Source organism: Burkholderia sp. WSM2230, from assembly GCF_000472445.1.
In the GTDB taxonomy this organism is placed as follows: domain Bacteria; phylum Pseudomonadota; class Gammaproteobacteria; order Burkholderiales; family Burkholderiaceae; genus Paraburkholderia.
In genome coordinates this window covers 93,713-113,119 of the sequence record NZ_AXAJ01000016.1, presented here as the reverse complement: position 1 = coordinate 113,119, position 19,407 = coordinate 93,713, and the positions used below count along the sequence as shown (strand labels likewise).

Genomic DNA, 19,407 nt, shown 5'->3' with positions numbered 1-19,407 from the left:
ATGTTGACGCCCGAGCAGGTCGCGCTCGTTGGTGCGTGGCAGGAGGGCCTGAGCGGTAAGAACCCGCTGCCGCCGGCGGTCATGACGCTTTTCGACCTGCTAGTGCATGACACCATGTTGACGAGTTGGCACGACCATATCTTGTCCCCCACGTTGTACTTTCAGACGCGGGCCACGGATATCTTTGCAAAGACCGACTTCAAGAAAGAGGCGAAGCATCGCGCCGAGGACGAGCGCAATGCGCAGCGCGTGGATCGAATGCCGACGAACGACGCGCGGGCAACTGGAACGTTTTGAATGATGATTGCCGGTGCGCGGTAACAGCCCCTTCACGGCATAGGGCCCGTTGGCACGAGCGTAGCGGGGCGTCGGGCCTCCGGGTCCCGCTATGCTGGTCTGCTACCAGGATTCACGATCCCCCGACGTGATACCCATCACTCAGCGTCTTCAAAAACGCAATGATGTCCTGAATATCCGCCTCGCTCATCGCAGGCTGATCGCCTGACTTGCGATCGAAAGGCGCATCCGAAGCATCCACGTTCGCGTGATACTGCGCGGGCAGATCGTTGTACTTCTGCACCTTGCCCGACGCATCGCGAGGATAGATTTTTTCCGGCGATGTATTGCGCAGATTGTAGAAGTCCATCACCTGCTTCAGATCGTGATACACGCCATTGTGGAAGAACACCTTGCGGTTCGCGACGTTGCGCAACGTCGGCGTGAGGAACATGCCGCAATACTGCGTTTCCTTTGCGAGGTCCTGACGAAACGGCCCACATACCCCCATATCGAAGAACTTCGGGTTCCTGTTTGCAGGAATGGCCGGATTGCGCGGCACGCCAAGCGCCTCGTATTGCGTATCGGTGAACACCGGCGGCAAGCCATCTTTGCTCGGCTGACTCAGATGACAGCCCGCACAGTTGGCCTTGTCCTTGTCGTTGAACAATTGCAGGCCGTGCAGCTCGGCATGCGTGAGGCGGGCTTTGCCTTCGAGCCAGTAGTCATACTTGCTGGTGAAGGCGTGAAATGACGGATCCTCGATCTGATAACGCCCTACTGCGAACATCGCTTCGGAGATCAGCAGGCTAGGGTTGGCCGCAATCGCCGGCCCGAACATCTGTTTGAACTGGTCGATGTACTTCGTGTGCGAGAGCTTCTGCGCGACGTCTTCCGGTGTCTTGTTGGCCATTTCGACCGGATTCGTCAACGGTCCAATTGCCTGGTCCTGCAAAGTATCGGCGCGGCCGTCCCAGAAGAGTCCGCCTTGCGGCACCATCGCCGGCGCGGCCGGCGCGGCGAGCGCAGTCTTTTGCGCGCGCTGCACGCCCGCGGCTTGCGAAGCCAGTTGCGTCAGGTCCACCGGCACGTCGGTGTCGCCCTGGTCGGGGCCAATGCTGAACGGCGCCTGACGGTACAGATAAGTGAGAGACGGCGGCGGACGATAACCGGCTTCGCTCATATGCGCGCCGCCGATCTGAACTGGAAACGCATTATCCGGCGCATACGAACGGTTCGGCGAGTGGCACGACGCGCATGACTGCGTGCCCGAAGCGGATAACGACTGGTCGAAGAATATCTCCTTGCCAAGCAGTGCAACTGCACTCAACGGCGCGCGCGCGGGACGCATCAGATGCACCGGCTGCGGATTCGCGCCGGTGATCTCTTCGACAACTGCGCCAAGCGCCGCCGGCATGCGCTCGGGATAGACAAGTGCATAAGCACCGAACGCAACGGCCGCGCTGACGATGCACGCAGCGGCCCACGCAACGACTCCACGCAATGAGTGGCGAGCGAGAACAGCAGCCGGTTCGCCGCCGGCTTGAAGTGTCGGCGGCACGGCGGCGTCTGAAGATTGGTTCATGACGATGGTGACGAAATAGTTCTTCGGAGGCGATGAAAAAACGAATCGAGCCAGCACACATGACTGGCTCGACGACCGGGTACGTTTCACGGTGAGCCGCGCGCTCCGTCAGGCAAGCGCGTTGGTCGGCGATGCGGGCAATGAGCGTCGCCCGCATCGTATCGACAAGCACGGTCGATGAGGGCCAACCATGAAGGCATGGCTCAGTCCCGCGCCGGACTCAGATAGCAGGCGCCGCCGACAGCTTGGTGCCGAGGTTCTGATCCAGATACAGCGGCGGATTGTTGCCCGAGCCAGCAAAGTCGAACATGTTCATCATGCTGCCCGCGCTTGCATCGAACGAACCACCGCCAAGGCGTTGACCGCCGAGCCAATTGTCCTCGATGAAGCGGACCACCGAGGCCTGCGTAATCGGCGTGTCGTCCACGAAGTTCGCCTTCGCCCACGGCGACACCACGATAAACGGCGTACGCGTGCCAGGACCACAACGGCCGTTCACTGCGCCGCCGTTCACGCCTTGCGGCTGCACCGCGCCCGCTGCCGTACATTGCCCCGCCGCGCTCAGGTTGTCGCTGCCCGCAACCGTCTTGCCGCCTGCCGATTGTGCAGTCGTCGAGTCAAACGACGAACTCGTCGGCGCTTTATAGCGGTGGTCGTACCAGCCGTCGGAATCGTCATAGGCGATGATCACAGCCGTGTTCTTCCAGTCGGGCTGCTGCTGCAGGAAGTTGATGACCTTCGTGACGAACGCCTGTTCGTCGATCGGATCCGAGTTGCCCGGGTGTCCGTCCTCTACAGCCGGCGCCTTCAGGAAGCTGACCGACGGATAGTTGCCCGCCTTCACCGCGGCGAAGAAATCGTCGGTGTCGTACTGGTGGTGAACCGGCGTTGCAGTGTTATCCAGCGGATCCGTGGCGCCGATCACAGCCGTCGACGAAGGACGCGTATGCGCGAGGTTCGCCGTGCTCGCGTAGTACTGGAACCACGCGTGGTGCTGCACGTAGTCGGTCTTCGTTGCGTTGAGGACCTGCGAGAACGTGGAGCGCGCACAACCGGTCGTGCCGTTCGCGTTGACCGTCTGCAGATTGAAGCCGCCCATGAAGCCGCCCCACGTGATGTTCTTTGCGTTGAGCAGGTCGCCGATATTCTTGTTGTTCGACGACATGGTGCCCGTCACCGTGCTGCCCGCCGCGATCGTGCAGACGTCGCCCGTAGGGTCGAGGTCGCCAATCATCGTAAAGCCGCCGGCCGAATCCGGAATCGCGTTGACTGACGTGCCGCCCGAAACGACCACACCGTTGTTCTGGCCGGAAACGACTTCGAGCGCGCCCGGTGTCGACGGACCGTACGTGTCGGTGTACGCGTTCTGATTCATCGCAAAGTGCTGCGCATAGTTCCACAGTGCGGTGACGGTGTTGCCGTCGAAGTAGCCGAGCACCTGGCCTTTCGTCGCGAATGCGCCGGTGCTGCCGGCGATCGTCGAGCCTGCGGCCGTAAAGAGCGGGAACGAGTCCATCGCACCGTTGTTGTACGCGAGCTGTTCGGCGGCGTACGCGTGATTCTGGCTCGACGTGTTCGCCTGCGAGCGATCGAGGCGGAACGGCAGCAAGTCCGCCGCGGGTAGCCCAAGGCCTGCAATCGTCACCGCGCCGACCGTGCGGCCCGCCGTATTCGGCGACGTGGAAAGCGCGTTCGGGTTCGTCGCGATCAGGTTGTTATTCGTGAGGTTATTCACCGTCGGCGTGCCCGCGGCTGCCGTGAATTGCGGCTCGCCGACCGGGTTCGACGCTTGCGGATAAGTCGCGAAGTAGTGGTCGAACGAGACGTTCTCGCCGAAGATCACGACGACGTGCTTGATCGGGGTGGCGGTTGCAAGTTGGTCCTGCGCGGTCACCGTTGCCGCTGGCGACGACGCAGTCGAATTGACGCTGTGATTGCCGCAGGCGGCGAGCGTGAGCAACGCGGCAAACGGGATAGGTAACAGGGTTCTGCGGAACATATGACAGGCTCCAGATTCGACGTCGCCGTTCAGCGTTTCCATTGATGCACGTGTGGAGTTCGCTGGGGATGTTGTTTATTGGAAATGGTGTTGTGCCTGTCGACACCGGCATGCGGCAAGCCGACAGGCTGCGCGCATTGAAGCACCCGATGATTAAGTTTTAAGGGCGCGCATATTACGTCTGCTCTCGATGGACATTCAATTACATAACCGTTGCTGACGCCGAGCTAACAGTCGTGCGGCGAACGGAACACAAGACTGCTTGCGCAAGCCCTGCGGCACGACGAATGCTGCGAGAAGCGAACGCACTTCGCGCGGCAGGGCGCCTTTGGGCCAGTGTGCCGCGACACGTTACCTTTCCGAGGACTTTGCCATGACAGTAAAGCTCAAACCGGTTGCGCAGCAGGTCATCGTCATTACAGGTGCGACGAGCGGAATCGGTCTTGCGACCGCGCGCCTTGCCGCCAGCAGGGGAGCACGGCTGGTGCTGGTCGCGCGCGACGAGGAAGCGCTACGCACGCTCGCCACCCAACTCGCAGACCAGGGCGCGCTCGTTGAGTATGCAGTCGCCGACGTCAGCAATGCCGGGCAATTGCAGGCAGCGGCGGAAAAGGCGATCGCGCGTTTCGGCGGGTTCGACACGTGGGTCAACAACGCGGGCGCTTCGATCTTTGGACGTTGCGCCGACGTGCCCATCGACGAACAGAAGGAGTTGTTCGAGACGAACTTCTGGGGCGTGGTGCAGGGCTCGATGATTGCGCTCGCGCACCTGAAGCAGCGCGGCGGTGCGCTCGTCAACCTGGGCAGCGAACTGTCCGATATCGCCTTGCCGCTGCAAGCCGCTTACGTCGCTTCGAAGCATGCAGTGAAGGGATACACCGACGCCTTGCGCATGGAATTGATCGAAGAGCGCGCGCCGGTTTCTGTCACGCTGATCAAACCGTCCGGCATTCATACGCAGTTCGTCGAGCACGCTCGTAATCATCTCGACGTGCAGCCCAAATTGCCGCCTCCGGTCTATGCACCGGACATCGTCGCGAGGGCGATTCTGCATGCGGCGAGCACGCCGGTTCGCGATCTATACGTGGGCGGCGCATCGGCAGCCATGGTGACGTTCGCGCGTCGGGCGCCGAATCTGTATGACCGTGTGATGAGCCGCTTCGGCATAGCATCGCAACGCACCGACGAACCGCCGCGCACCCCAGCCGGCAATCATGGTGCCGACGGCGCATTGCGCGAGCGTTCGGGACAAAAGCGCAAAGTGCTGGAATCGAGCCTGTATACGCAGGCTTCGATGCATCCGCGGCAAACCGCATTGCTTGCCGCCGGCGCGGCTGCGGTATGGATGCTTGCGCGTTACGCGAGGTCCGCGCATGCCGGACGCGCGTAAGCGGCGTGCGGCACCTGTGATTCACATAGCGGGACAAAAGGGGAGCGCCGCACTGGCACCAAAGCAGTGCTGATGCAGTGCAGGCGCAATCCTTCGTCGTCCGATGCAATCGGGCAGAACGCCGTTCAACCCGCTAGTTCAACTGTTGAGTGCTCAGCCTCCGCCGCCGTTCGGAGTGGCTACAGTCAGCTTGTTGGACACCGATTTGACACCAGCGACGTTCTTTGCCACGTCCTCGGCCTGCGGAATCTGGGCGCCGTCGGGCACCGATCCCGTCAACGTGACCGCGCCGCCGCGAGCGCGAACGTATACGTTCGACACGTCGAAACCCTGAGTTCTGGACAACGCCTTGCGCACGTCGAGACCGAGTTTGCGGTCCGCTTTTTTCACTGTTTTCGTGCGAGAAGTGCTCGACGCCGTCGTGCCCGAGCCGGTGGCATCGCTCGTTTGCGCATAAGCGCTTGACGCAGTCGCAAGACACAGTGCAATGCCGAGCGCCTTCAGAAGATTGACTGTTTTCACGTTTTCTCCGTCCTTGAAAAGTTAATGTCGCTTCGTTGCATGCAAAAAAACCCACGCCTGTGAGCGGTTTTCTACTCACTGGGAGCATCCTGTGTTATCGAAAAGAGCCTTGCGTTGGCGCTCCCGGCGCGCTTAAACAATAGTCCAGCACACGCGCTCATGCTGGAAAAGCTGACTATGGCGCGAACTGGTGTACATCTGGCAGCAAGATGCGCTCACACGTGCGAATCGCATACGCCACTTCGCCGCGCACGAGCGCGAGCCGGCTGCATCAATCGTCGCAATTGGACGCAGCAGTACGCGATACGCAGTTTGGCATTAAGCTCTGAATGCGAGCCGTGCATGGCATCGCGCGGCATCCGCGGCAGTGAACGATGCGTTGGGAACAACCCTGAACACGATTGCCAACTTAAGAGGAGTTAGCCATGAAGCGCATTGCCATCAAAGAGATCATACTCCGCCTTGCAGCATCCGCTCTGATAGCGGGAGGTATGCCGCTCGCCGCCGCGCAAACCACGACCGACACTGGCGCGCAAACTGCTCAACCCGGTGCGACGGACACCGCCAAGCCGACCAAGGCCGAGCGCAAAGCGGCGCGCAAACAGGCGCGCGCAAAGAAGAATGCCGAGCTCAAGAAGCTCGAAGACGCGGGCTATCAGCCATCGCGCAACGATCCTAACTATCCCAACGATCTGCAGAAAGCGCAGAAAAAGGCCGGCATCGGCACGGGCGCGAGCCAGTAAGCATTAACCCGTAGTCCTGGCAGCCGTGCGGTGCGATGGTGCATGCCGCACGGCGCAAACTTACGTCGCCACGGTGAGCGTCGGCCGGCGCCGCTCGCGTCGTTCAATGGCGGCATTCATTCATCGGATGGTCCGTCACATCCCCAGCCGGCGGGGACTTCACGTCATCGCCGCTGCGCCGGATGCAGGTTGGCGCGGGCCGGTACGCGGCTCATTCGAACTGCTGCGGCGCGGCATTGCTGCGTACTTTCCACACATCGCGCATTTGCCGCCAAAAAGCCTTCATTTGGCTTGGAACGACATCGCGCGCCACTGCGGCGAATACCGTCCAAACGCCTGACCAGCAAGGCTTTCCACGTCGCGCGACAATGCGCATGCGACATGGGTGTCGTATTTCCACATGTGCTTGTCGCAAATAGTCGGCTAGGCGTACTTTTTTCTGGCAACTATGTATGCACAGCGCGGACGCACGTCCGCCACGCAGCTTTGCATGGGATCAGAGCATGTGCTTCGCACTGACTCTGGCCGACATAGGAGAGCATTCAATGAATTCCCCGAAGGTCGTGGTTGAAGGGCTGTGCAAGGTGTTCGGCACCAACCCGAAACAGGCGCTCGGCATGCTGGCAGGAGGCGCTACGAAAGAAGAAGTGTTCGCGCGCACCGGCCAGATTGTCGGCGTTCACAACGTATCTTTCGAAGTGAAGGAAGGCGAGATCTTCGTGCTCATGGGCCTGTCCGGCTCGGGCAAGTCGACACTGATTCGCCTCATCAACCGGCTGGTGGAGCCGTCGGCGGGCAAGGTGCTGATCGACGGGCGCGACGTGGCCAGCGTGCCGCGCAGCGAATTGACGGCGCTGCGCCGCAAGGACATGAGCATGGTGTTCCAGTCCTTCGCGCTGATGCCGCAACGCACGGTGCTCTCCAACGCGGCCTTCGGGCTCGAGGTCGCGGGCGTGGGCCGCAAGGAGCGCGAAGCGCGCGCGATGACCGTGCTCGAGCAGGTTGGCCTCGCGCCGTTCGCGCAAAAGCTTCCCGCGCAACTGTCGGGCGGCATGCAGCAGCGCGTGGGTCTCGCTCGGGCGCTTGCTGTGAACCCCTCGCTGATGATCATGGACGAAGCGTTCTCCGCGCTCGATCCGCTCAAGCGCAAGGAAATGCAGAACGTGCTGCTCGATCTGCAACGCGAGCAGCAGCGCACGATCCTGTTCGTGTCGCACGATCTGGAAGAAGCCATGCGTATCGGCACGCGCATCGCGATCATGGAAGGCGGCAAGGTGGTGCAGATCGGCACGCCACAGGAGATCATCACAAACCCCGCCGACGACTATGTGCGCGCGTTCTTCGAAGGCATTGACACGAGCCGCTATCTGACGGCCGGCGATCTGATGCAGACCGATGCCGTACCGCTGATGCATTCGCATTCGCCGCAGATCGACGTGTCGAGCGTGGCGGCCACGCTGAACGGCAGCGCCGAATACGCGTTCGTGCTCGACGGCGAGCGCAAGATTCGCGGCTTCGTGTGCCGCGACGAAACGGGCAACGCGTCCGCGAAACTGAATTACGTCGAGTGCATCCGACGCACCACGCCGCTAGACGATGTGGTCCAACGCGTGGTCGCGAGCCGCGCGCCCTTGCCGGTCGTCGAAGCGGACGGCTCCTACTGTGGTTCGGTCAACAAGACGAACGTGCTGCACGTTCTCACGCGCCATCGAGGTTCCCATGTCTGAAATCATTCCACTTGGCGCCTGGGTCGATCACGGCGTTCACTATCTGCTCGACCACGACGCAAAAACGTTCGATTCCATCGGCAAGATCATCGAGAACTTCGCGGCCATCGTCGAGCATGGTCTGCAAGCCGTGCCGATGTGGGCGCTGATGGCGTTCTTCGTCGGCATCGGTTTGTGGCGGGTGGGCTGGCGTTTCGCGCTCTTCACACTGCTCGCAATGCTGCTGATTTACGGCACCGGCTTCTGGGATCAGATGGTCATCACGCTCGGTCTCACGCTGTCATCCACTTTCATCAGTCTCGTGCTTGGCGTACCGCTCGGCATCTGGACCGCAAAGAGCCGTACCGTCGAAATGATGGTGCGCCCCGTGCTCGATCTGATGCAGACCATGCCGGCATTCGTCTATCTGATTCCGGCCGCAATGCTGTTCGGTCTTGGCCGCGTGCCCGGCATTCTGTCCACCGTGATCTTCGCAATGCCGCCCGCGGTGCGTCTCACTTCGCTCGGCATCAAGCACGTGAACCGCGAAATCGTCGAAGCAGGGCAGGCGTTCGGCTGCACGCCGTGGCAACTGCTCTACAAGGTGCAGTTTCCCAATGCGCTGCCGTCCATCATGACGGGTGTGAACCAGACCATCATGATGGCGTTGTCGATGGTGATCATTGCGTCGATGGTGGGCGCGGGCGGACTCGGCAACGACGTGCTCGCCAGTATTCAGCGGCTCGACATCGGGCTCGGCTTCGAAAGCGGACTCTCGGTCGTGATGCTCGCGATCATTCTGGACCGCATCACGGAGAGCTTTGGCCGCTCGCCCGGCATGGCACGCGCGCCGCTCTTCTCGGGCTTGCGCAATCTGATGAAGGTGCGCCGCGCGCCGACGGCGCAGCACAGCTGAGCCGCCTATGAAGCGCGACGCGATCACCCAGGTCGAGGCCCCGTCCGATTCCCCGCTCTCGCGGCTCGCGCACGTCGGCTTCCTGACGCTGCCGAACTTTTCGATGATCGCGTTCACGAGCGCGGTCGAGGTACTGCGCATGGCCAACTACGTGGGCCGTGCGGAGCACTACAAGTGGTCGGTCATCACGCCCGACGGCGAGCCGGCGCGGGCCAGCAACGGCATCACGGTGAGGCCCACCACGACGCTCGCGCAAGCCGGCATGCCGGACGTGCTGATCGTCTGCGCCGGCTGGCATGTGCGCGATTACGTGAACGACACGGTAATCGCGTTGCTGCGCGACGTAGCGGCTCAGGACATACCGCTTGGCGGCATCTGCACAGGGCCGTATGCGCTGCTCGCGGCGGGCTTGCTCGACGGGTATCGCTGCACCGTGCATTGGGAAGACATGTCGCCGCTGCACAAGACCTACCCGGACGTGCGCTTTGCGGATGAACTCTTCGTGATAGACCGCGATCGCATGACGTGCACAGGCGGCACCGCGCCGCTCGATCTGATGCTGAACCTTGTCGGCATGCGCCTTGGCCACGCGGTCGCAGCGCAAGTGTCCGAGCAGTTCATCGTGGAGAGAATTCGCGGCTCGACGGACTACCAGCATATTCCCGTCGATGCGCGTGTCGGCTTCACGCGCGCGGAACTCATCGAGGTCGTGCGGCTGATGGAGGCGAATATCGAAGAGCCGTTGTCGCTCGACGAACTCGCGCGGCTCGTGCATCTGTCGCAACGACACTTGCAGCGCATGTTCAAGATGTTCCTGAGCGTATCGCCGACGCACTATTACCTGACGCTGCGCCTGCGCCGCGCGCGTGAACTGCTGCGTAACACCGACGCTTCCATTGCGCGCGTCACAGCCGTTTGCGGGTTTCATTCGCCATGCCATTTCAGCAAGGCGTATCGCGCGCAGTTCGGTCATGCACCGAGCGTGGAGCGGCGGTTGTCCGCATGACAGAACGCACCAAAGCAACAACTTACCCTGAGACCCTGAGGAACCGCCATGAAACGTTTGTGGGCTGCGTCGTTGTGCGCGTTGTCTGTGTTGTCCGTTACTTCTGTCCTTGCTGCGGAACCGGCCGCGTGCCGCGACGTCCGCTTTGCCGACGTCGGCTGGTCTGATATTGCGGCCACCACCGGGCTCGCGTCGACGATACTCGAGGGACTCGGCTACAAGCCGACCAAGACGATCGCTTCAGTACCCATCACTTTTGCTGGTGTAAAAAGCAAGCAGATCGACGTGTTCCTCGGTTACTGGTCGCCGACCATGGACCCGATGATCGATCCGTTCAAGAAGGCGGGCCAGGTGAATGTGCTGCCCACGCCGAATCTGACGGGCGCGAAGTACACGCTGGCGGTGCCGGATTATGCGTACCAGGCGGGCATCAAGACGTTTGCCGACATCTCGAAGAACTACGACAAGCTCGGCGGCAAGATCTATGGCATCGAGCCGGGTAACGACGGCAATGCGCTCATCAAGAAGATGATCGACAGCAACCAGTACGGGCTCGGCAAGTTCAAACTGGTGGAGTCGAGCGAGGCGGGCATGCTGGTCGAAGTTAACCGCGCCATCCGCGATAAAAAGCCGATCGTGTTCCTCGGCTGGGAACCGCATCCGATGAACGTGCAGATGAAGATCGACTACCTTTCCGGCGGCGACGACGTATTCGGCCCTAACTACGGTGAAGCGAAAGTCATGACAGTTACGCCAACCGATTATTCGACGCGCTGCCCGAACGTCGCTAAGCTCGTGTCGAATCTGCATTTCACGACCGACATCGAGAACCACGTGATGGTGCCGATCATGAACAAGACGGACCCGAACAAGGCAGCGCGTGAGTGGCTGAAGGCCAACCCCGCGGTACTTGACCAGTGGCTCGCGGGCGTCAAGACATTCGACGGCAAGGACGGCTTGCCGGCAGTGAAGGCGTATGTAGCAGGCAAGTGATGGATGAGTTTTCGCGCCGCGTCGCCCGGCGCGAAAACTCGCGCGGCGGCATTCAACTGATTCAACTCATGAGCCGCATCATGATGCAAAGCCAGTGATTCAACCCATGAATCACGGGATCGAATTAAAAAAATCGCAAATAAGGCTACAAATAAAGTCGCGAACAGCAGCCCTTGAATCAAGGCATCAAATCGCCTGGGCCCGCCCCGGGAACGTCTCGTCGTAATCCGCACCGTATTCCGCTTCAGCTGCCGTGCCGCGCTGCTCGCGATACATCATCGGCGGCAAGCCGAATTGCTTGCGGAATTCGCGGCCCAGATGCGACGCATCGGAAAAGCCGCAGCTCGACGCAATGTCGGCCACTGTCTTGTCCGAACTCGTCAACAGCCACGCGGCGGTGCGCAGACGCACCTGCTTGGCGTAAGCCTGCGGCGCCTTGCCGGTTTCGGCCTTGAAAAGCCGCTCCAGTTGACGCGGCGACAGGTCCAGCTTGCGCGCCAGTTCCTCGAGAGAGAGCGAGCGTCCCACGTGCTGTTCCATCAGCAGAATCGCGCGCTTGACCTTCGGATGCGTGGCGGGCGCGAGTCCCGGCGGATGCGGCTGCGGCGCGTTGCCTTTCTGCATGTCGTCGACAAGCAGAATGCGCAGCGCCTTTTGCACGGTCGCGGTTTCGAAGTGGCGCAGCAGAATGGCCGCTGCCACGTCGATCGAAGCACGCCCGCCGGAACATGTAATGCGCCGCCGGTCGATCACGAACAGCCGGTCGGCGACCAGCGCCTCTTCATTGACCGACGGAAAACGTTCGATGAAATCCCAGTAGTGAAACCAGCTCACGCAAATGCGATATCCGTCGAGCACGCCCGCGCGCATGAGCGAGAACACCCCCGTGCACATGCCGACGAGCGTCGCATCGGTCGCGGCCGCGCGCCGGATGAAAGCGAGCGTCGCGTCGCTCGCAGCCGGTCCCGAATGCAGCAGTCCGCCCACCACGACGACGTAATCGAACGGCTCGGCGGTCTCGAACGTTTCCCACGGCGTGATCTGAATCCCGCAACTCGCACGCACCGGTGCAAGGGTTTCCCCTATGACGCTCCACGAGCAGCGCACAGGTTTGCTGAAGTCACCTTCGTCCGCGGACAGACGCAGCAGGTCGACGAAACCCGAGAACGCCGTCAGCGTGAAGTTCGGCAGAAGAATGATGCCGAAGCGGATGCGCTGCTTCGGCGCACCGTCGATGGATAGAAGGGGAAGCGGTTCAGCGGAGTTCATGCAATGCAGCCGGAACGAGATAAGGGTTGAGTCAAGCATAGCACCGGGGCGCTGCGCGGCATGCATCGTAATGCGACCGACCCGGCAACTGCAACCGCATTCGCCGGCAGCCCTGCAGCGCCTGTCGAAAATGCGTCAGAAGCCTTCGCAAATACGCCGCAGCCCTTGGCGAGACAGGCGCTTGACGCCACTATCCCACTGTCATGCCGTTTTTATTCTATCGGTTCAATTTGACGTGCGGTGCAATAGGGCCTGTATCAAGGTAAATCCCGCCACCCAGCTATTGCAACGCACAAGGCACGCCATGAACGTCAGCGTCTTCGATCTCTTCAAGATCGGTATCGGTCCTTCAAGCTCGCACACGGTCGGGCCGATGATCGCTGCTTGCCGTTTCGCGTCGCACATCGAAGATGCGAATCTGCTTGCCTTCGTGCGCCGCGTGAAGGTCGAATTGTTCGGTTCGCTCGGCGCGACCGGCAAAGGCCACGGCACGGACAAAGCGGTGCTGCTCGGGCTCGAAGGCAATCTGCCCGAACTGATCGACCCGGACGTGATCGAGCCGCGTCTTGCCGCGATTCGCGAGACGAAGCAACTCGCGCTGCTCGGCAAACACACGGTCAAATTCGACGAGCGCGAGCATCTTGGCTTTTTCCGCAAGCTGATGCCGGGCGCCCCCGGTTCGAGCATCGTGCATCCGAACGGTATGCGCTTTCAGGCTTTCGACGAAAACGGGCAACTGCTCGTCGAAAAAGAGTATTACTCGATTGGCGGCGGCTTCGTCGTGAACCGCGAGGGCGACCGCGTGAATGGCGTGCGCGCCGGCACCGAAGTGCCGTACCCGTTTCGCACCGGCGACGATCTGATGCGCGTGTGCCGCGAGACGGGTCTTTCCATCGCGCAGGTCACGCTGAAGAACGAATGCGCGGCGCGGCCCGAAAGCGAAGTGCGCGAGGGCCTGCTCGCGATCTGGCGCACGATGGCCGCCTGCGTCGAACGCGGCTGCAAGGTACGCGGCGAACTGCCGGGCCCGATGCACGTGAAGCGTCGCGCCGCCGATCTGTGTGCACAGTTGCGCTCACGCTCCGAAGAGTCGCTGCGCGATCCGCTTTCAATGCTCGACTGGGTGAACCTCTACGCAATGGCCGTGAATGAGGAAAATGCCGCGGGCGGGCGCGTCGTCACGGCGCCCACCAATGGCGCGGCCGGCGTGATTCCCGCAGTACTGCACTACTACGTGAAGTTCATGCACGCGTCGAATGACGAGGGCATCGTCAACTTCATGCTGACCGCTGCCGCGATCGGCATCATTTATAAAGAAACCGCTTCGATTTCAGGTGCCGAAGTGGGCTGCCAGGGCGAAGTGGGCGTCGCCTGTTCGATGGCTGCCGCGGCGCTCGCGGCCGTGATGGGCGGCACGCCTACGCAAGTGGAAAACGCCGCCGAAATCGGCATGGAGCACAACCTCGGCATGACCTGCGACCCCGTAGGCGGACTCGTGCAGATTCCCTGCATCGAGCGCAATGCAATGGGCGCGATCAAGGCGATCAACGCGGCGCGCATGGCGATGAAAGGCGACGGACAGCACTACGTGTCGCTGGATAACGTGATCAAAACCATGCGCGAAACCGGCGCGGACATGAAGACGAAATACAAGGAGACGTCGCGCGGCGGCCTCGCCGTGAACGTCATCGAATGTTGAAGCACATTGCATATTTTATGAAGCACCTGGCAGCAAGCACCGACAGTACCCACAAGGATCAATGATGAGCCGCTATTCGATATTCAGCCTCTTGCGCAACGGGATGTCGTATCACGAGAATTGGGAGCGACAGTGGAAGAGTCCCGAGCCCAAACGCGAGTACGACGTGGTGATCGTCGGTGGCGGCGGGCACGGTCTCGCCACCGCCTATTACCTCGCGAAGGAACACGGCGTGCGCAATGTCGCCGTGCTCGAGAAAGGTTGGATCGGCGGCGGCAATACAGCGCGCAATACGACCATCGTGCGCTCGAATTATCTGTGGGACGAGTCGGCTGCACTCTATGAAAAGGCCATGAAACTGTGGGAAGGTCTCTCGCAAGATCTGAACTACAACGTGATGTTCAGCCAGCGCGGCGTGATGAACCTCGCGCACACGCTGCAGGACGTGCGCGACACCGAGCGCCGTGTGAATGCGAACCGGTTGAACGGCGTGGATGCGGAATTCCTCACGCCGGCGCAAATCAAGGAACTCGAGCCGACCATCAATCTGAACAGCCGCTATCCGGTGCTGGGCGCCTCGATCCAGCGCCGCGGCGGCGTGGCGCGGCACGACGCGGTGGCTTGGGGCTTCGCGCGCGGCGCGGACCAGGCAGGCGTCGACATCGTGCAGAACTGCCAGGTAACGGGTATTCGCCGCAACGGCAGCCAGGTGACGGGCGTGGACACCACCAAGGGTTTCATCAAGGCAAAGAAAGTGGCGATCGTGGCGGCGGGCAACACGTCCACGCTTGCCGATATGGCGGGCGTGCGCCTGCCGCTCGAAAGCCATCCGTTGCAGGCGCTCGTGTCGGAGCCGATCAAGCCGGTGGTCAATACGGTGGTGATGTCGAACGCGGTGCATGCGTATATCAGCCAGTCCGACAAGGGCGATCTCGTGATCGGTGCGGGCGTCGACCAGTACACGGGCTTTGGTCAGCGCGGCAGTTTCCAGATTATCGAAGGCACGCTCGAAGCCATTGTCGAAATGTTCCCGGTGTTCTCGCGTGTGCGAATGAACCGTCAGTGGGGCGGCATTGTGGACGTATCGCCCGACGCGTGCCCGATCATCAGCAAGACCGACGTGAAGGGTCTTTACTTCAATTGCGGTTGGGGCACGGGCGGATTCAAGGCGACCCCGGGTTCGGGTTGGGCCTATGCGTACACCATCGCCAAAGACGAGCCGCATGAACTGAATGCGCCGTTCTCGCTGGAGCGCTTCTACACCGGCCACCTCATCGACGAACACGGCGCCGCCGCCGTCGCCCACTAACGCACTAGAGCCAGAGAGAGACACAACCATGCTGCTGATCGAATGCCCCTGGTGCGGGCCACGCGCCGAAACCGAATTTTCCTGCGGCGGCGAGGCGGACATCATGCGTCCGCTCGACACCGAAAAGCTCACTGACAAGGAATGGGGCGACTACCTGTTCATGCGCAAGAACCCGCGCGGCGTGCATCGCGAGCAATGGATGCACACGCAAGGCTGCCGCCGCTGGTTCAAGGCGCAGCGCGACACGGTGAGCTACGAGATCCAGGGTTACGAGACGTTTGATCGTCCGCTGCTGACGATGGATAGCAACGACGGCAACGCACAAGAGGGCAAGAAGCAATGAGCCAGAAAGACCGACTCCCGAATGGCGGGCGCATCAACCGCGCATTGCCGCTCACGTTCACGTTCAACGGCCGTCAGTATCAGGGCTATCAGGGCGACACGCTCGCTTCCGCGCTGCTCGCGAATGGCCTGCATTTCGTGGCGCGCAGCTGGAAGTATCATCGGCCGCGCGGCATTGTTACCGCGGGTGTGGAAGAGCCGAATGCCGTCGTGCAACTCGAAACCGGCGCATACACGGTGCCGAATGCGCGCGCGACTGAAGTCGAGCTGTATCAGGGGCTCGTCGCGAGCAGTGTGAATGCCAAGCCGAACATCGAGAAAGACCGCATGGCGGTCAATCAGAAGATCGCGCGTTTCATTCCCGCGGGCTTCTACTACAAGACCTTCATGTGGCCGCGCAGGCTCTGGCCGAAGTATGAAGAAGTGATCCGCGACGCCGCGGGTCTCGGCAAGGCGCCTGAGCAACTGGACGCGGATCGCTACGACAAGTGTTTCGCGCATTGCGACGTACTGGTAGTGGGCGGCGGGCCGACGGGTCTCGCGGCCGCGCATGCAGCCGCGTTGTCGGGCGCGCGCGTGACGCTCGTCGACGATCAGCCGGAACTGGGCGGATCGCTACTGTCGTGCCGCGCGGAGATCGACGGCAAGCCGGCACTGCAATGGGTGCACAAGATCGAAGACGAACTGCGGCAAATGCCTGACGTGAAGATTCTTTCGCGCAGCACGGCGTTCGGCTATCAGGATCACAACCTCGTGACGGTGACGCAGCGCCTGACCGACCATTTGCCTGTGTCGCAACGCAAGGGCACGCGCGAGCTGATGTGGAAAATCCGCGCCAAACGCGTGATTCTCGCGACCGGCGCGCACGAGCGGCCCATCGTGTTCGGCAACAACGATCTGCCGGGCGTGATGCTCGCGTCGGCCGTGTCGACGTATCTGCATCGTTATGCGGTGCTGCCGGGCCGAGATGCAGTGGTTTTCACCAACAACGATGACGGCTATCAGTGCGCGCTCGACCTGAAGGCGGCCGGCGCACAGGTGACGGTTATCGATCCGCGCGCGGGCGAATCGAAGGGCACGCTGCCGGCGCTCGCACGCCGCTATGGCGTGAAGGTGATCAGCGGCGCGGTCATCACGGCGGCGCACGGCAAACTGCGCGTGGCATCAGTGGACGTCGCTTCGTACGCGAACGGCCAGGTCGGCGCGAAGCAAAGCGAATTGTCCTGCGATCTGCTCGCGATGTCCGGCGGCTGGAGCCCCGTGTTGCATCTGTTCGCGCAATCGGGCGGCAAGGCGCATTGGCATGAGCAGAAGGCCTGCTTCGTACCGGGCAAGGCGATGCAGCCGGAGACGAGCGTGGGCGCCTGCAACGGCGATTTCACGCTGGGCCAGGGCATTCGCTTCGCCGTCGATGCGGGTGTGGAAGCCGCGCGCGCCGCGGGCCATATCGTCAAGCGGCCGAATGCGGTGCAGGTCGCCGAGATCAGCGAAGCGAAGATGCAGCCGCTTTGGCTCGTCGGCGGACGCGAGCTCGCCACGCGTGGGCCCAAGCAGTTTGTCGACTTCCAGAACGACGTCTCCGCCGCGGATATTTTCCTTGCCGCGCGCGAAGGCTTCGAGTCGGTCGAACACGTCAAGCGTTATACCGCGATGGGCTTCGGCACCGATCAGGGCAAGCTTGGCAATATCAACGGCATGGCGATTCTCGCGCAGGCGCTCGGCAAGACAATTCCCGAGACCGGCACGACGACGTTCCGCCCGAACTACACGCCGGTTACATTCGGCACGTTTGCGGGACGCGAGCTCGGCGAGTTTCTCGATCCGGTGCGCAAGACGGCGGTGCACGAATGGCACGTTGAAAACGGCGCGGAATTCGAGGACGTCGGCAACTGGAAGCGCCCCTGGTACTTCCCGAAGAAGGGCGAAGACCTGCATGCGGCGGTTGCCCGTGAATCGCTCGCGGTGCGCACGAGCGTCGGCATTCTGGATGCGTCCACACTCGGGAAGATCGACATTCAGGGTCCCGATTCGGCAAAGCTGCTGAACTGGGTCTATACGAATCCGTGGAGCAAGCTCGAAGTCGGCAAGTGCCGGTATGGTCTGATGCTCGACGAAAACGGCATGATCTTCGACGACGGCGTGACGGTGCGCCTCGGCGAGCAGCATTACATGATGACGACCACCACCGGCGGCGCAGCGCGCGTGCTTACCTGGCTCGAGCGCTGGCTGCAAACCGAATGGCCGGACATGCGCGTGCGCCTCGCGTCGGTGACGGATCACTGGGCGACCTTCGCCGTGGTTGGGCCGAATAGCCGCAAGGTGTTGCAGAAGGTATGTCACGACATCGACTTTGCGAACGCAGCCTTTCCGTTCATGAGCTATCGCGAAGGCACGGTCGCCGGTGCAGCCTCGCGCGTCATGCGCATCAGCTTTTCGGGCGAACTCGCGTATGAAGTGAACGTGCCGGCGAACGTGGGCCGCGCGGTGTGGGAAGCGTTGATGGCCGCGGGCGCCGAATACGACATCACGCCGTATGGCACCGAGACGATGCACGTGTTGCGTGCGGAGAAGGGCTACATCATCGTCGGTCAGGATACCGACGGTTCGATGACGCCTTACGACCTCGGCATGGGCGGACTCGTCGCAAAGTCGAAGGACTTCCTCGGCAAGCGTTCGCTCACGCGTTCGGACACTGCAAAGGCCGGACGCAAGCAACTCGTTGGGCTGCTGGCGGACGATCCGTCGTTCGTGATACCGGAAGGCTCGCAGATCGTCGCGGGTCCGTTCCAGGGCGATATGGCACCGATGCTTGGCCATGTCACGTCGAGCTATTTCAGCCCGATTCTGAAGCGCTCGATTGCGATGGCAGTCGTCAAGGGCGGTCTCGACAAGATCGGCGAAACGGTCACGATTCCGCTTTCCAGCGGCAAACAGATTGCAGCGAAGATCACCAGCTCGGTGTTCTACGACAGCGAAGGAGCGCGTCAACATGTGGAATGAAACTAAAACGGCGGCGTCGGTCGTGGATCGCGCCGTCGGCAGGCAAACGGGCGTGTGGCAGGAGTCGCCGCTTGTAGGCGCGGATGCCTTGCTGAAGAAACATCAGGCGACGGCAAGCGCCGCATTCAGGCTCGCCGAGCGACCGTTTCTCGAACTCGTCAATGTGCGCGGCGATACGCGCGACGCCGCGTTCGTCCAGGCAGTGCAACAGGTACTCGGCTGCAAGCCGCCGGAAAAGCCGAATACGATCGCGCGCGGCAATGGCTACGACATGCTGTGGCTCGGTCCCGACGAGTGGCTTGTGCGCTCGGCAACGGCACATGACGCGTCGCGTACCGCGCCGTTGCAAGCGGCGTTCGGCACTGCATTTGCAGGGGTATTTGCGTCGGCGGTGGATATCGGCAGCGGCTATACGGTGCTCGAAATCAGCGGCACGCGCACGCGTGAAGTGCTGTCGCGCGGCTGTCCGCTCGATCTTCATCCGAAGCTGTTGGGCGAAGGGCAGTGCGCGCAAAGCCACTATTTCAAGGCGTCGATCACGCTCGTGCCCACCGGCGCGGATAGTTTCGACATCGTGGTGCGCCGCAGCTTCGCGGACTACTTCGTGAAGATCATGCTCGATGCAGCCGAGCCGCTGATGTCGTGACGCGGC

General features: G+C 61.8%; 17 protein-coding genes. 13 read left to right on the top strand and 4 right to left on the bottom strand.

The features are described from left to right. The gene (locus tag A3AC_RS31115) at nt 1-297 is read left to right on the top strand and encodes a hypothetical protein (RefSeq protein WP_232231984.1); all 297 of its coding nucleotides are present in this window, start codon (nt 1-3) and stop codon (nt 295-297) included. Between the two features lie 112 nt (nt 298-409). Here A3AC_RS31115 and A3AC_RS0124885 read toward each other — a convergent pair whose 3' ends face one another. Both A3AC_RS0124885 and A3AC_RS0124880 read right to left on the bottom strand, forming a co-directional pair. Beyond that, nucleotides 410-1,861, bottom strand: coding sequence for a cytochrome-c peroxidase (locus A3AC_RS0124885; protein WP_025602170.1), 1,452 nt, complete (start codon nt 1,859-1,861; stop codon nt 410-412). Between the two features lie 220 nt (nt 1,862-2,081). Next, complete coding sequence (locus A3AC_RS0124880; protein ID WP_025602169.1) at nt 2,082-3,860, bottom strand: phospholipase C; 1,779 nt, start codon at nt 3,858-3,860, stop codon at nt 2,082-2,084. A 373-nt stretch (nt 3,861-4,233) separates the two neighbouring features. On the opposite strand from A3AC_RS0124880, the gene A3AC_RS0124870 reads away from it, so the two are divergent. Further along, nucleotides 4,234-5,250 (top strand): SDR family oxidoreductase, encoded by a 1,017-nt coding sequence (locus A3AC_RS0124870; protein WP_025602168.1) that lies wholly within the window; start codon nt 4,234-4,236, stop codon nt 5,248-5,250. Between the two features lie 153 nt (nt 5,251-5,403). Here the strand turns inward: A3AC_RS0124870 and A3AC_RS0124865 are convergent, their stop codons facing one another. Continuing rightward, nucleotides 5,404-5,772, bottom strand: a complete 369-nt coding sequence (locus A3AC_RS0124865; protein WP_025602167.1) for a BON domain-containing protein — start codon at nt 5,770-5,772, stop codon at nt 5,404-5,406. Nucleotides 5,773-6,197: 425 nt separating this feature from the next. On the opposite strand from A3AC_RS0124865, the gene A3AC_RS0124855 reads away from it, so the two are divergent. The 6 genes from A3AC_RS0124855 (at nt 6,198) to A3AC_RS0124830 (ending at nt 11,136) form a co-directional block, all read left to right on the top strand. Next, nucleotides 6,198-6,515 carry a DUF4148 domain-containing protein gene (locus A3AC_RS0124855; protein WP_025602166.1) on the top strand — a complete coding sequence of 106 codons (318 nt, stop codon included), beginning with the start codon at nt 6,198-6,200 and terminating at the stop codon, nt 6,513-6,515. A 106-nt stretch (nt 6,516-6,621) separates the two neighbouring features. Continuing rightward, the gene (locus tag A3AC_RS30565) at nt 6,622-6,855 is read left to right on the top strand and encodes a hypothetical protein (protein WP_156924666.1); all 234 of its coding nucleotides are present in this window, start codon (nt 6,622-6,624) and stop codon (nt 6,853-6,855) included. Nucleotides 6,856-7,060: 205 nt separating this feature from the next. Further along, nucleotides 7,061-8,242: a quaternary amine ABC transporter ATP-binding protein gene (locus A3AC_RS0124845; RefSeq protein ID WP_025602164.1), complete on the top strand. Its 1,182-nt coding sequence runs from the start codon at nt 7,061-7,063 to the stop codon at nt 8,240-8,242. Further along, nucleotides 8,235-9,137, top strand: coding sequence for a choline ABC transporter permease subunit (choW, locus tag A3AC_RS0124840; protein ID WP_025602163.1), 903 nt, complete (start codon nt 8,235-8,237; stop codon nt 9,135-9,137). Before A3AC_RS0124845 ends, choW begins: the two co-directional genes overlap by 8 nt. A gap of 7 nt (nt 9,138-9,144) precedes the next feature. After that, nucleotides 9,145-10,143 (top strand): GlxA family transcriptional regulator, encoded by a 999-nt coding sequence (locus tag A3AC_RS0124835; protein WP_025602162.1) that lies wholly within the window; start codon nt 9,145-9,147, stop codon nt 10,141-10,143. A 48-nt stretch (nt 10,144-10,191) separates the two neighbouring features. Further along, the gene (locus tag A3AC_RS0124830) at nt 10,192-11,136 is read left to right on the top strand and encodes a choline ABC transporter substrate-binding protein (protein ID WP_025602161.1); all 945 of its coding nucleotides are present in this window, start codon (nt 10,192-10,194) and stop codon (nt 11,134-11,136) included. Nucleotides 11,137-11,322: 186 nt separating this feature from the next. Here A3AC_RS0124830 and A3AC_RS0124820 read toward each other — a convergent pair whose 3' ends face one another. Further along, nucleotides 11,323-12,405, bottom strand: a complete 1,083-nt coding sequence (locus tag A3AC_RS0124820; RefSeq protein WP_025602160.1) for a GlxA family transcriptional regulator — start codon at nt 12,403-12,405, stop codon at nt 11,323-11,325. Between the two features lie 304 nt (nt 12,406-12,709). On the opposite strand from A3AC_RS0124820, the gene A3AC_RS0124815 reads away from it, so the two are divergent. The 5 genes from A3AC_RS0124815 (at nt 12,710) to A3AC_RS0124795 (ending at nt 19,401) form a co-directional block, all read left to right on the top strand. Further along, nucleotides 12,710-14,104 carry an L-serine ammonia-lyase gene (locus A3AC_RS0124815; protein WP_025602159.1) on the top strand — a complete coding sequence of 465 codons (1,395 nt, stop codon included), beginning with the start codon at nt 12,710-12,712 and terminating at the stop codon, nt 14,102-14,104. A 64-nt stretch (nt 14,105-14,168) separates the two neighbouring features. Next, complete coding sequence (locus A3AC_RS0124810) at nt 14,169-15,413, top strand: sarcosine oxidase subunit beta family protein (protein ID WP_025602158.1); 1,245 nt, start codon at nt 14,169-14,171, stop codon at nt 15,411-15,413. A gap of 28 nt (nt 15,414-15,441) precedes the next feature. Beyond that, complete coding sequence (locus A3AC_RS0124805) at nt 15,442-15,756, top strand: sarcosine oxidase subunit delta (protein ID WP_025602157.1); 315 nt, start codon at nt 15,442-15,444, stop codon at nt 15,754-15,756. After that, on the top strand, nt 15,753-18,755 hold the full coding sequence (locus A3AC_RS0124800) for a sarcosine oxidase subunit alpha family protein (protein ID WP_025602156.1): 3,003 nt from the start codon (nt 15,753-15,755) through the stop codon (nt 18,753-18,755). Before A3AC_RS0124805 ends, A3AC_RS0124800 begins: the two co-directional genes overlap by 4 nt. After that, a complete protein-coding gene (locus A3AC_RS0124795; protein ID WP_025602155.1) occupies nt 18,745-19,401 on the top strand; it encodes a sarcosine oxidase subunit gamma in 657 nt (218 codons plus the stop codon). The genes A3AC_RS0124800 and A3AC_RS0124795 overlap by 11 nt, the downstream gene beginning before the upstream one ends. Nucleotides 19,402-19,407 lie beyond the last annotated feature (6 nt).